This is a genomic window from Sphaerisporangium melleum (genome assembly GCF_014646695.1).
GTDB lineage: Bacteria > Actinomycetota > Actinomycetes > Streptosporangiales > Streptosporangiaceae > Sphaerisporangium > Sphaerisporangium melleum.
In genome coordinates this window covers 20,678-33,639 of the sequence record NZ_BMNT01000029.1, presented here as the reverse complement: position 1 = coordinate 33,639, position 12,962 = coordinate 20,678, and the positions used below count along the sequence as shown (strand labels likewise).

General features: G+C 72.5%; 11 protein-coding genes. 9 read left to right on the top strand and 2 right to left on the bottom strand.

The features are described 5' to 3' along the window. Positions 1-193 precede the first annotated feature (193 nt). A complete protein-coding gene (locus IEY93_RS24475; protein ID WP_189165461.1) occupies positions 194-472 on the bottom strand; it encodes a DUF3040 domain-containing protein in 279 nt (92 codons plus the stop codon). A gap of 149 nt (positions 473-621) precedes the next feature. Here IEY93_RS24475 and IEY93_RS24470 point away from each other — a divergent pair, with 149 nt between their 5' ends. The 6 genes from IEY93_RS24470 (at position 622) to IEY93_RS24440 (ending at position 9,297) form a co-directional block, all read left to right on the top strand. Next, entirely contained in the window at positions 622-1,656 is a 1,035-nt protein-coding gene (locus tag IEY93_RS24470) for an Rv2578c family radical SAM protein (RefSeq protein WP_189165460.1), read from the top strand. 156 nt (positions 1,657-1,812) lie between these two features. Then, positions 1,813-1,953 (top strand): hypothetical protein, encoded by a 141-nt coding sequence (locus IEY93_RS24465; RefSeq protein ID WP_189165459.1) that lies wholly within the window; start codon positions 1,813-1,815, stop codon positions 1,951-1,953. A gap of 317 nt (positions 1,954-2,270) precedes the next feature. After that, the gene (locus IEY93_RS38565) at positions 2,271-5,918 is read left to right on the top strand and encodes a S41 family peptidase (protein ID WP_229691428.1); all 3,648 of its coding nucleotides are present in this window, start codon (positions 2,271-2,273) and stop codon (positions 5,916-5,918) included. Between the two features lie 141 nt (positions 5,919-6,059). Then, a complete protein-coding gene (locus IEY93_RS24450; RefSeq protein ID WP_189165458.1) occupies positions 6,060-7,538 on the top strand; it encodes a serine hydrolase domain-containing protein in 1,479 nt (492 codons plus the stop codon). Beyond that, complete coding sequence (locus tag IEY93_RS24445) at positions 7,535-8,641, top strand: sensor histidine kinase (RefSeq protein ID WP_189165457.1); 1,107 nt, start codon at positions 7,535-7,537, stop codon at positions 8,639-8,641. The genes IEY93_RS24450 and IEY93_RS24445 overlap by 4 nt, the downstream gene beginning before the upstream one ends. Continuing rightward, positions 8,638-9,297, top strand: coding sequence for a response regulator (locus tag IEY93_RS24440; protein ID WP_189165456.1), 660 nt, complete (start codon positions 8,638-8,640; stop codon positions 9,295-9,297). Before IEY93_RS24445 ends, IEY93_RS24440 begins: the two co-directional genes overlap by 4 nt. 36 nt (positions 9,298-9,333) lie before the next feature. Here IEY93_RS24440 and IEY93_RS24435 read toward each other — a convergent pair whose 3' ends face one another. Beyond that, positions 9,334-9,966, bottom strand: a complete 633-nt coding sequence (locus IEY93_RS24435; protein ID WP_189165455.1) for a TetR/AcrR family transcriptional regulator — start codon at positions 9,964-9,966, stop codon at positions 9,334-9,336. Positions 9,967-10,065: 99 nt separating this feature from the next. Here IEY93_RS24435 and IEY93_RS24430 point away from each other — a divergent pair, with 99 nt between their 5' ends. From IEY93_RS24430 to IEY93_RS24420, 3 genes are all read left to right on the top strand, one after another. Further along, complete coding sequence (locus tag IEY93_RS24430; protein WP_189165454.1) at positions 10,066-11,088, top strand: dipeptidase; 1,023 nt, start codon at positions 10,066-10,068, stop codon at positions 11,086-11,088. A 132-nt stretch (positions 11,089-11,220) separates the two neighbouring features. Next, positions 11,221-12,201, top strand: coding sequence for an ABC transporter ATP-binding protein (locus IEY93_RS24425; RefSeq protein WP_189165453.1), 981 nt, complete (start codon positions 11,221-11,223; stop codon positions 12,199-12,201). Further along, positions 12,201-12,926, top strand: a complete 726-nt coding sequence (locus tag IEY93_RS24420) for an ABC transporter permease (RefSeq protein WP_189165452.1) — start codon at positions 12,201-12,203, stop codon at positions 12,924-12,926. The genes IEY93_RS24425 and IEY93_RS24420 overlap by 1 nt, the downstream gene beginning before the upstream one ends. Positions 12,927-12,962: the final 36 nt, after the last annotated feature.

The following is a 12,962-nucleotide window of genomic DNA, read 5'->3' as shown; positions in this document are numbered from 1 at the left end:
ATCTGCACGCCTGCGCGACCGGGCCCGTGGGTGGCGCGGCGCGGACCGCCCGGATGCTCCGTAGGCGGTGACGGCGGCTTGGGACGCGGTCGAAGCCGGGCCACGGCAGCAGGGCGCTGCTCCCCCCGCCGCAAGCCTCTGATCGCGCATGTGCGGACGGCGGCCGGGCGCGCCGGACGGCGGCTCCGTACGATCAGATCGGCAGGGCGGCGGCGTCGTGCCGGAAGACCATGATGAGCAAAGTCGCGATCAAGGTGGCGATCAGCAGCCAGCTCACCAGGATGATGATCGTCGAACGGCTGGGACGGCGACGGCCCCGGCCCGCCCGAGCGGCGCGTTTCCTGGTCTGGGTCTCCCTGCGCTCGACACGCTCGTTGAACGACTCGAGCCGGGCGGCGAGGCGCGGGTCATCATCGGTGAGGTAACTCTCGATCTGGGCAAGCATTCGCTCCTCGTCCTGCGACCAGGCCATGCCGCACCTCCCGGCGACGCAAGCGGTGTGCCGACGTTCTGCCCAACCACGAAGATCTTTAGCCTTTTCGAGGGCCGCTTTTTACCGCGGGTTCGGCGGGCGTTCGGCACAGTTGCGATCTGTGTCGAACCTCTGTTCTAATCGAGGGCATGCGCTGGGACGACCTGCGCCTGACCGACGCCGGGCAGGACACCGCCGACGTTCCGCTGTTCGCCCGCGACGCCGTCGCCAGGACCTTCGACACACCCGAGTTCCGCGGCATGACCTTCTATGAGGTGCGTGCCCGCTCGATCGTCAACCGGGTCCCGGCGAGCTCGCATGTGCCGTTCGAGTGGACGGTCAACCCCTACCGCGGCTGCTCGCACGCCTGCGTCTACTGCTTCGCCCGCAAGACGCACACCTACCTCGACCTGGACGCCGGGCGGGACTTCGACTCCAAGATCATCGTGAAGGTCAACGCGCCCGAGCTGCTGCGCAGAGAGCTCGCCGCGCCACGCTGGGGCGGCCACTCCATCGCCATGGGCACCAACGTCGACTGCTACCAGCGGGCCGAGGGGCGCTACCGCCTGATGCCCGGCATCATCGCCGCGCTGCGCGACGCCCGCAACCCGTTCTCCATCCTCACCAAGGGGACGCTCATCCTGCGCGACCTCGACCTGCTCGCCGAGACGGCGGAGGTGACCGAGGTGTCCACCGCGCTGTCGGTCGGGTTCGTGGACGACGAGCTGTGGCGTGCGGTCGAGCCCGGCACGCCCCGCCCGCAGGCACGGCTGGACGCCTGCGCCGCGCTCACCGGGCGCGGTCTGCGGTGCGGGGTGCTGATGGCGCCGATCCTGCCCTATCTCACCGACTCGCCCCAGGCGCTGGCCCGCGCCGTCGGGCAGATCGCCGAGGCGGGCGCCACGCACATCGTGCCGATCGTGCTGCACCTGCGGCCGGGCGCCCGCGAGTGGTTCCTGTCCTGGCTGGGCCGCGAGCACCCCCGGCTGGTGCCCCGCTACCTGGAGCTGTACGGCCGCGGCGCCTACGCCTCCAAGTCCTACCAGGCGCGGGTGGCACGGCAGGTGCACGAGCTGGCACGACGCGCGGGAATGGTGCGCTCCTCCCCTGCGGCCACCCGAGGCACCGGGCCGCGCGCCGCCGCCGAGGCCCCCGCCGGGCCTGAGCAGCTCACCCTGCTCTGAAGCGGCCGGCACCGGTTCCCTCCGATCCGACCAACGCCCTGTTCTGCCATCGAAATAGCCATATGGGTGGTTAACTCCATTGTTGGGTATTTAACGCGCGTGATGCGCCGAATATGACGCATTGTCGGCAGAAAACCCGGAGAAACAGGGGGAATCATGGCGGGAGCAGACCGGAAGAAGTCGAGCAAGGCCACCGGCAAGGCCAAGAAGGCCGCCATCAAGGCCACGCGCGAGATCAAGCAGAACAGACGCGAGGAAGAGGACAGGCGCGAGGCCGGCGCCGAACAGGCCCGGTGAGCGCGGACGGGCCCCGCGCCGCACGCCGGGCACTCCCCTGAGCAGGGCCCCCGCCTAGCAGGCGAGATCAGGCACCCCTCCCCCGCCGCCGAGCCCGCGCCCCGCGCGCCGCGACGGCCCCGCCCGCATCCGGGAGTCGCGCGGCAGCGGGGAGAGGCGTTCCCCGCGCGGCCGGCGTCCCTCCGCGGCGCCGCGCCCCGGCCCAAGAGGGCGGCCGTGACAGCACCGCCCGGCCGTCTGTACGGGATCGCCGGTGGGCTCGACGCGGCGGGGCCGGGTGCCTGATCATGGGAGGCCCGTCCCGAACGCGAGGTTCGATGTCCGTGTACGTACGCTTCCCCACCATCTTCGGCGACGTCGTGGTCTTCACCGCCGAAGACGACCTGTGGATGGTGTCCGCCGGCGGCGGCCGGGCCTTCCGCCTGACCGCCGGGGTAGCGGAGGCCGGCTACCCCCGATTCTCCCCCGACGGCGCGCAGATCGCCTTCGTCGGCCGGGAGGAGGGCCCCGAGGAGGTCTACGTCATGCCCGCCGAGGGCGGCACGGCCCGGCGGATGACCTACGACGGAGCGCTGTGCACGGTGACCGGGTGGGACCGGGACGGCGCGGTCATCTACGCCAGCGACGAGGGACAGCCGTTCGGCCGGCGCAGGTGGCTGTACCGCCTCGACATGGACGGGGTCTCCCGGCGCCTGCCGCACGGGCCGGCCAACTCCATCTCCTACGGTCCCGGCGGCGCGGTCGTCCTGGGCCGCAACACCGCCGACCCGGCGCGCTGGAAACGCTACCGCGGCGGCACGGTGGGCGACCTGTGGGTCGACCGCGAGGGCGACGGCGAGTTCACCCGGCTGATCTCGCTGGCGGGCAACCTCGCCTCCCCCTGCTGGGCGGGGGACCGGGTGTACTTCCTGTCCGACCACGAAGGGGTGGGCAACGTCTACTCCTGCACCCCCGCGGGCGAGGACCTGCGGCGGCACACCGACCACGGCGACTACTACGCGCGCAACCTGTCCGGAGACGGCACCCGGCTGGTCTACCACGCGGGGGCCGAGCTGTACGTGCTCGACCCGGGCGAGGGCGGCCCGCGCCGGGTCGAGGTGCGCCTGGGCAGCTCGCGCACCCAGCGCAACCGCCGGTTCGTCCCGGCCGCCGCCTACCTCGACAGCGCCCGGCTCTCCCCCGACGGCAGCGGCCTGGCGATCACCACGCGCGGCAAGGCGTACTCGTTCGGCGGCTGGGAGGGGCCGGTGCGCCAGCACGGCGAGCCGGACGGCGTGCGCTACCGGCTGCTGAGCTGGCTGGGCGACGGCAGGAGGCTGGTCGCGGCGGCCAGCGACGAGGGCGACCGCGAGGTGCTGGTCGTGCTGACCGCCGACGGCAGCGTCCCGCCGGTCCGGCTGCCGGAACTGGAGACCGGGCGCGCGATCGCGCTGGAGGTCTCCCCGGCCGCCGACAAGATCGCGCTGACCAACCATCGCAACGAGCTGCTCCTGATCGAACTGTCCCCCGGCGGCTCCTCCCCCGCCGACGGCGCTGCCACCGACGGCTCGGGTGAGACCGGCGCCGGCCAACCGGAGGCCGCGCCGGCGGCACACGGCGAAGCGGACGTTCCCGCACCGGCCGAAGCGGGCGAAGCGGCCTACAGCGAAGCGGCCACCGCGGCGGCCGAGCCCGACGGCACCATGGACAAGGCACCGCCGGCGGAGGCGGACCGGACGGACGGCGGACCTGACGCGATCCCGGCCACGGGAACGGACGGTGCGAACAGTGCGCCCGGGGGCGAGTCCGGGACGGACGGCGGAGGCGGCCGGGCGACGGCCACGATGACCGTCGTCGACAGCAGCCGGTTCGGCCGCATCGAAGACCCCGTATGGTCCCCCGACGGGCACTGGCTCGCCTACACCTGCCCGGACACCGCCCAGACCACGGCGATCAAACTGTGCCGGGTCGCCACAGGCGAGACCTACCGGGCCACCCGGCCGGTGCTGTGCGACCGCCGGCCCGCCTTCGATCCGGAAGGCCGCTACCTCTACTTCATCGGCCAGCGGGTATTCAACCCCGTCTACGACGCGCTGCAGTTCGACCTGGGATTCCCGCTCGGCACCCGTCCGTACGCCATCGCCCTGCGCCCCGACGTCGGTTCGCCGTTCGTGCCCGAACCCCGCCCGCTGTCGGCCGAGTCCGCCTCCCCCAAGGACGACACGGCCGGCCACGACACCGACGACCCGGACGAGGACGGGCAGGAACACGGGGACGCCGCCCCGCGGTCCGGCGACCGGCCGGCGGCCGAACCCGCCGAGGCCGGCGGGAACGACGGCGCCGCCAAGAACGCGCAGGAGGCCGAGCCCGGGGAGGAGGACGAGGAGGACGACGCGCTGGAGATCGAGTTCGCGGGCATCGAGCGGCGGGTCGTCGCCTTCCCGGTGCCCGAGGGCCGCTACGAGCGCGTGGCCGGGCTGAAGGACAAGGTCCTGTTCACCTCCTTCCCGGTGGAGGGCGGCCTCGGCGACGAGTACGCCCCCGAGGCCCCCTCCGGCACCTTGCACGCCTACGACCTGAACCGGCAGAAATGCGACGCGCTGACCGGCGGCGTCTCCGACTTCCGGCTGGGCCGCGACGGCACGACACTGCTCTACTGGTCCAGGCGGCGGCTGCGGGTCATCAAGGCCGGCGAGGCGCCACCGGACGACGACGGGCCGGGCAGGTCCTCGGGATGGATCGACCTGGACCGGGTCAAGGTGTCGGTCTGCCCGGAGGCCGAATGGCGGCAGATGTTCCGCGAGGCGTGGCGGCTGCAGCGGGAGAACTTCTGGGACCAGGACATGGCCGGCATCGACTGGGACGGCGTGTACGAGCGCTACCTGCCACTGGTCGACCGGGTCGGCACGCGCGGGGAGTTCTCCGACCTGCTGTGGGAGCTGCACGGCGAGCTCGGCACCTCCCACGCCTACGAGAGCGGCGGCGAGTACCGGCCCCGTCCGCACTACTGGCAGGGCAAGCTCGGCGTCGACTGGGCCTACGACGGCCGCCTGCACACGATCGCCCGCATCGTCACCGGAGACCCGTGGGACCCGGAGGCCACCTCGCCGCTCAACCGTCCCGGCCTCGACGTCCGCCCCGGCGACGCCGTGCTGGCCGTCAACGGACAGCCGGTCACCGGGCCGGGCGGACCGGCGCGGCTGCTGGTCAACCAGGCCGACGAAGAGGTCGAGCTCACCATCGCCCGCGACGGCGGACCGGCGCGCACGATCACCGTCAAGGCCGTGTCCGACGAGCAGCCGGCCCGCTACCGCGACTGGGTGGAGGCCAACCGCGCCCGCGCCCACGATCGCACCGGCGGCCGGATCGGCTACGTCCACATCCCGGACATGGGCCCCGAGGGCTACGCCGAGTTCCACCGCGGCTTCCTGGCGGAGTACGACCGCGAAGGGCTGATCGTGGACGTCCGCTACAACGGCGGCGGCCACGTCTCGGGGCTGCTGCTGCAGAAGCTCGCACGGCACCGGCTCGGGTACGACTTCCCGCGCTGGGGCGTGCCCGAGCCCTACCCCGCCGAGTCGCCGCGCGGCCCGCTGGTGGGCATCACCAACGAGTGGGCCGGCTCCGACGGCGACATCTTCAGCCACACCTTCAAGCTGCTCGGGCTCGGCCCGCTGATCGGCAAGCGCACCTGGGGCGGGGTGATCGGCATCTGGCCGCGGCACCGGCTGGCCGACGGCACGGTGACCACCCAGCCCGAGTTCTCCTTCGCCTTCGACGACGTGGGCTGGCGGGTGGAGAACTACGGCACCGACCCCGACATCGAGGTCGACATCACCCCGCAGGACTACGCGCGGGGCGTGGACAGCCAGCTCGAGCGGGCGATCGACGTCGCGCTGGAGCGCCTGGAGCACAACCCCCCGCACACTCCCAACCCCGCCGACCGCCCCCGGCTCGTCCCCCCGGCGCTGCCCCCGCGCCCCTGACCGGCGCCTCGCCCGGCCGCGGCCGTTCCCGTCCGGGCGAGGACGACAGGCCCCGGCCGCCCGGGGTCCTCCTTTCGTCAGAGGCGATCGTGGCCGATCGCCGGATGCCGCCGCGATCACCGGTTCCTAGCGTTGAGCCTCATGAAACGCAAGCTCTCCGGCCTGGCAGGGGCCACCGCCTTGGCCGTGGCCCTCACCGTTCCGGCGTCCGCTCCCTCCCTGGCCGCGGCCCCCTCTGCTGCCGCCCGGGCGGGCACGACCGCCACCGGCGATCCCTCTCCCGCCGCCATCGACGCCTACCTCGCCAAGGCGATGAGATCGACCGCGCTACCGGGGATGTCGGTCGTCGTGACCCACAACGGGAAGGTCGTGCACGCCGCCGGGTACGGGCACGACTCGGCGGGCCGGCCCATCACCGGCAGCACGCCGATGCGCGTCGCCTCGCTCAGCAAGTCGTTCACCGCCATGGCCGTCATGACACTGGTCGACGCCGGTGAGATCGCACTGGACGAGCCGGTCGCCCGGTGGCTGCCCGAGTTCCGCATGGCCGACCCGCGAGCCCGCGGCGTCACCGTGCGGCACCTGCTCAACCAGACCTCCGGCATCACCGACGGCACCGTGGACATCCGCGCTGCCGAGTCCGCGACGACGTTGACCGGGTACGTGGCCGCGCTGAGCACCGGCACCCTGGCCGCCGATCCCGGCACCCGCTATGCGTACTGCAACGCCAACTACGAGCTGGCCGCCCGGCTGGTCGAGGTGACCGGCGGCCTGCCCTTCGGCGAGTACGTCAGGCGGCGGATCTTCGCACCGCTCGGCATGACCGGCAGCGCCGTCGGCGACCGGACGATCATGCCGGAGGACGGCTTCGACTCGCTGTTCGGCGTCTGGACGGCCAGGAGCGAGCCGCGCGCCTTCCTCTACGGCGGAGGCGCCGGCGGCGTCATCACCACCGCCGCCGACATGGGCCGATGGCTGATCACCCAGAACGGGTACGGCAACAGGCCGGTGCGGCCGCGGAGCCTGCTGGCCATGCACGCCCCCTCCGCCGTGGGCGGCTACGGCATGGGCTGGGGACGGGAGAGCCTGGACGGCGCCGAACTGCTCGTGCACGCCGGAAACCTGTTCACCTACACCGCCGTACAGGCGATCGTTCCGGACACCGGGTACGGCTTCGCCGTCATGACCAACAGCGCCGGACTCTACGACGACACCTACGATGTGCTCACCGGGCTCGTGGCGATGAGCCGGGGCCGGGCACCCGCCACACCGGGCGGCGGCCGGCAGTGGGTGGAGCTGACACTGGGCCTGACCGCCCTGGCCGCGGCGGGCCTGGGCGTACTGGGCGTGCTGCGATCACGCCGCTGGGCCCGCCGGCGCGCCGGCGGACCCGCCTGGCGGCTCACACTGGGGCTGGTCACAGGGCTGCCGCCGGTGGCGCTGCTCGCGCTGTACCCGGATCTGATCTCGGTCCTCATGAACGGGCGGACCGTCACCTGGGAGCAGCTCACCTACCACGCCGCGCCCCTGACCGTCACCATGGCCGTCGCGGCCGCGGCGGGGGCGGCCACCACCGTGATGCGGCTGCTCCGGCTGCGATCGGTAGTCTCGTCGCGGTGAGCAACCGTGCGGCCCCGCCCATGACGTGGCGAAACCGGGCGATCCTGGCGGTGATCGCGCAGGCCGGCGTCGTCAACGGCCTGCACCTGGACCAGGTGCCGGCGTGGCGGCAGCTCCTGTTCGCCGTGCTGGTCGTCGCGGCCTACCTGCATGGACGCCACCTTCTCGAACGGCGCGACTGGCTGCTGCTCGCGGTCGCCGCGGCGCAGGGGGCGGTGTTCGCCGTGCCGGACTTCTGGAACGGGGCCACGGCGATGATGGCGCTCGGCGTCTTCGTGGCTCTGCCGTGGCTGGCCGGCCGGTTCCGCGGGCAGCAGGCCGAACTGGTGCTGGCGGCCCGGGACCGGGTGGCCCGCCTCGAACGCGAGCAGGAGCTGGTCGCCGAACGCGCCGCGCTGCGCGAACGCGCCCGCATCGCCGCCGACATGCACGACTCGCTCGGCCACGAACTGGCGCTCATCGCACTGCGCGCGGGAGCGCTGGAACTGGCCCCCGGCCTGACCGGCCCGGCGCGGGAGGCGGCCGCGAGTCTGCGGGCGTCGGCGGTCACCGCGACCGACCGGCTCCGCCACACCATCGGGGTGCTCCGCGAGACCACCACTCCACAGGGCGCGGGTGAGATTCCCTCTCGCGCGCCGACCGAGCCGCCGGACGAGACCGTCGAGGCGCTGGTCGGCCGCGCGCGCGACGCCGGGATGGTGGTCGAGCTCCGACGCGACAGGCAGCCGGCCGCCCTGCCGGCCCTGGTGGACAGGGCCGTGCACCGGGTGGTGCAGGAGTCGCTGACCAACGCCGCCCGTCACGCCCCCGGCGCGGACGTTCTCGTCCACCTGGCACAGGCCGCCGATGAGGTCGCGGTCACGGTGCGCAACTCCGCGGCACGGGCCGAGCCGGTCCCGTCCGGCGGCGGCAGCGGCTTGGCGGGCCTGCGGGAGCGGGTGCGGCTGCTCGGCGGCACCTTGTGCGCCGGGCCGCACGGCGACGGGTTCGCCGTGACGGCGCGGCTGCCTTGCGCGCCGGAGGCCCTGACGCGGCGACGCCCGTACGAGCGTGAAGACGGCCACGAAGTCCCGGAACCGGGACCAAGGAGGGGGAGCCGGTGATCCGGGTGGTGCTGGCCGACGACGAGGCCATGATCCGGGTGGGGGTGCGGACGATCCTGACCACCGACCCGGGGATCGAGGTGGTCGCCGAGGCCGCCGACGGACGCGAGGCGATCGAACTGGTGCGCGCGCACCGGCCCGACATCGCGATGCTCGACATCCGCATGCCCCGCCTGGACGGCCTGTCGGCCGCCGCCGAGCTGCGCGCCGGCGTGCCCGAGGTCGCGGTCATCATGCTGACCACCTTCGACGAGGACGAGTACGTCTCCAGGGCGCTCGCCGAGGGGGCGTCCGGTTTCCTGCTCAAGGCCGCCGACCCGCGTGAGCTGATCATCGGGGTGCGGGCGGTCGCCGACGGCGCGGCCTACCTGTCGCCGAGAATCGCGCGGAAGGTCATCGCCCGCCTCGGCGGCGGACGGCTCTCCCGGGCGGACGCGGCGCGCAGGCGGCTGGAGGCGCTGACGCCGCGCGAGGTCGAGGTGCTCGCGCTGGTCGGCCGCGGGATGTCCAACCAGGCCATCGCCCGTGAGCTGTTCCTCTCGGAGGGCACCGTCAAGACCCACGTCAGCGCCATCCTGCTGCGGCTCGGCCTGGACAACCGCGTCCAAGCCGCCATCATCGCCTACGAGGCCGGTCTGGTGCACACGGCCCTGTGACCCGGCCCTCCCACCGGCCTTGGTCGATGGTCCGATTCATCGCCGGCCGGGGCGGTGGGCATGAACCACCAACTCCGCCGTTTCGCGGGCGATCTGGTGACGGTCGAGGTCGGGGAGAGGGTGCGTGCCGTGCAGCGAACGCACCCGCCCCTCGGTGGCCACAAGAAGCACGAACTGACGTGCCGCGCGGACGGGATCGGGGACCTCCAGTGTGCCGGTGCGGTCCGCCGCCGCCAGGTATTCCGCAACCTCCTGCAGGATCGCGTCGGAGCTGGTCTCTCGCCAGGACTTCTGCAGCTCCGGATGATGGGTGAGCTCGGCGATCGTGAGCCGGTGCAAGGCGGCGACGGCGGGTGAGAGGACAACGCGCAGGAGGCGCTCACCCACGGCTTGGAGATCGGTTTGCGGGTCACCGGTAGGGCGGATCGATTCCGACGATCCATCTGGTGGGACACTCGCCGCGGCCCGCGCCTCGCCGACGACCGCGAGGAAGAGTTGCTCCTTGTTGCCGAAGTGGCTGTACACGGTCTGCTTGCCCACCTTCGCGCGGGCGGCGATCGCATCGACGCTGACCCTGGCATACCCCTCGCTCAAGAACAGCTCCGAGGCCGCCCCCAAGATGGCTTCGCGCTTGGCAGGCGAACGGCGGTTCCCGGCTTCTTGCTCCATGGGCACAGACTACCAATTGCCTAGACGGAACCGTCCCGTCTAGAGTGTCCATCCGAGCGAGACTAGACCGACTAGTCTCACATGTGCCGGAGGACTCAAATGACCGACCGACCATGGATCTTCGCCGGACACAGCGACTTCATCGCGGGCCTGGCCGACTACGACATGAAGGGGCCGCTCACCGGCGCGCCTCGGGCTCAGGTCCCTCCAGCGGACCTGGCCGCCTCCAACGGCCTGGGCGGTGGCCTGTTCGAAGTGATGGTCCCGCCCATCGATCGCCTGCAGATGACCAAGACGGACACCGGCCTTCAGATCGAATACCCGCCTCGGCTCGACCGCCACTACGCCCTCGACCAGAACATCGCCGGCATCGGCGCTCTGCTGCGGCTCATCCGAGAATCAAAGGGCCGGGTGCGGCTTGCCCGAACGGTGGACGACTTTGCCAGGGCCCGGCAGGAGGGCGCCTTCGCCGTCGTGCTGCACCTCGCCGACGCCGACGCCATCGACACCGGCCTGGAAACCCTCTACCTCTTTCACGCGGCCGGCGTGCGCTCGCTGGCGATCACCTGGAGCCGCCAGAACAGCTTCGGGTACGGCGTGCCGTACCACTCACCGGGAACCCCGGACATCGGGCCCGGCCTGACCGAGGCCGGCACTCGGCTCGTACGCGCCTGCAATGAACTCGGCATCCTGGTCGACCTCGCCCACCTCAACACCGCCGGGTTCTGGGACATCGCCGCCTGCTCCCAAGCGCCGCTCGTGGTCACCCACGGCGCCGCCCACGCCCTGTCACCCACCAGCCGGGCACTCACCGACGACCAGATCGTCGCGATCGCCGACAGCGGCGGCGTGATCGGCGTCAGCCTCGAAGGCGTCGCCCCCTCGCCCGTCGGGATCGTCAGCGAGGTGATGAACCAGATCCGCTACCTGATCGACCAGGCCGGGCCGGACCACGTGGCCCTCGGTTCCGACCTCTATCGCTCGCCCAACGCCGGCTACCCCGGCGGAGCCGTTCTTCTTCCCAAACTGCTGGTCGCGTTGCGCGACGCGGGATACGACGATGACGTAGTGACCGGAATCGCGTACGCGAACTGGCAGCGTGTGCTGCACGCCACCTGGTGACATGACCCCGGCGAGCGCCTTTACATTGTAGATCAAATCCTCTTGCGAGGATTCGCATGGGACATTTGTCCTGGGGAGCCGTGGATCGGCGTGTCTACTGGCCGATCCACCCGCCGCCTACCGTCAATGGACATGACCGCGAACGCCGTGTCACTCGCGGGAGTGACCAAGAGTTTCGGGGCGGTGCGGGCCGTGGACGGCCTGGACCTCGACATCCCCCAAGGCCAGACCGTGGCCCTGCTCGGCCCCAACGGAGCCGGCAAGTCGACCACCATCAGCGTGCTGCTCGGCCTGACCGCACCGGACACCGGGCACGTCCAGGTGTTCGACCGGCCCCCCGCCGCCGCCGTACGGGCCGGCCGGCTGGGCGCCATGCCGCAGGAAGGCGGACTCATCCCCCGGGTCACGGTGGGCGAGTTACTCGGCTTCGTCGCCGGCACCTACGCCACTCCGCTCCCCGTGCAGGAGGTGCTGGCGATGGCCCGGCTCACCGGACTGGCGCGCCGCAGAGCGGACCGGCTGTCCGGCGGGCAGGCGCAGCGCGTGCGATTCGCGCTGGCCCTGGCCGGCGACCCCGACCTGCTCATCCTGGACGAACCCACCGCGGCGCTCGACGTCGAGGCGCGACGGGAGTTCTGGGACGGCATGCGCCGCTTCGCCGCCCGGGGCAAGACGATCCTGTTCTCCACCCACTACCTGGAGGAGGCGGACGAGCACGCCGACCGCATCGTGGTGCTCGACCGCGGCCGGGTGGTCGCCGACGGCGGCAGCAGAGAGATCAAGCGCCTGGCCGCCCTCACCACGGTCGGCCTGACCGTGACCGGGGACACCTCCTGGCTCGCCGGGCTGCCGGGGGTGACGGCGGTGGAGATCCGCGGCCGGCGCGCCAAGCTGCGCAGCACCGACTCCGACGCCACCGTCATGGCACTGGCGCAGGCCGGGGCCGTCCGGGATCTGGAGGTGGCCCCGGCCGACCTGGAGGACGCGTTCATCGCCCTCACCGGCCGGCACGCCGCCGTGGGCGCCTCCCCGCCGGACTCCCCCACCCGCACCGCCCCGTTCACGACCACCATGCCCGCGGCCGGGACGGCCGGGGAAGAGAGCGCCGCCTGATGCTCGGCTACATCCGCCTCGAACTGGCACGCGTCCTGCGGGACGTCACCTTCCTGCTGTTCGGCATCGCGATGCCCGTCGTGATGTATCTGATCTTCACCAGCGCCGGTCTCGCCCCGGGCGCCGAACGCGAGGCCGCGCTCTTCGCCATGGTCAGCATGGCCGCCTACGGCGGCATGGGAGCGGCGTTCAACAACGGCAGCGGCCTGGCCGAGGACAAGGCCCACGGCTGGCTGCGGCAGCTGCGCCTCACCCCGCTGGCGCCCACCGCGATCGTCGCGGGTAAGACGATCACCGGAATGGTCGTCGTGGTGCCGGCGATCGCCGCGATCCTGGCCGCCGGCGCGCTGGTCCACCACGTCACCCTCGGCCCCGGCCAGTGGGTGGCCATCATCGCGCTGCTGTGGGCGGGCACCATCCCGTTCACCCTGCTCGGCCTCGGCAACGGCTACCGGCTCAGCGGGCAGGCGGCGGGGCTGGTCAACTTCGCCTCGAGTGTGGCCCTGGCCGTCACCGGCGGGCTGTGGCTGCCGGCACAACTGTTCCCGGGCTGGCTGCAGGAGATCTCGCGGTGGACGCCGACGTTCAACTACGCCGACCTGTCCTGGCACGTCGCCTTCGGGCAGGCGCCCTCCGCCCGATCGGCGCTGATCCTGCTCGGCTGGCTGGCCGTCTTCGGCGCCTACGCGCTGTACGGCTACCGCCGGGCCGGCCGCAGGGCGTGACCGCGATCGGGCGTCCCGTACGAGGCGGGATGGGGA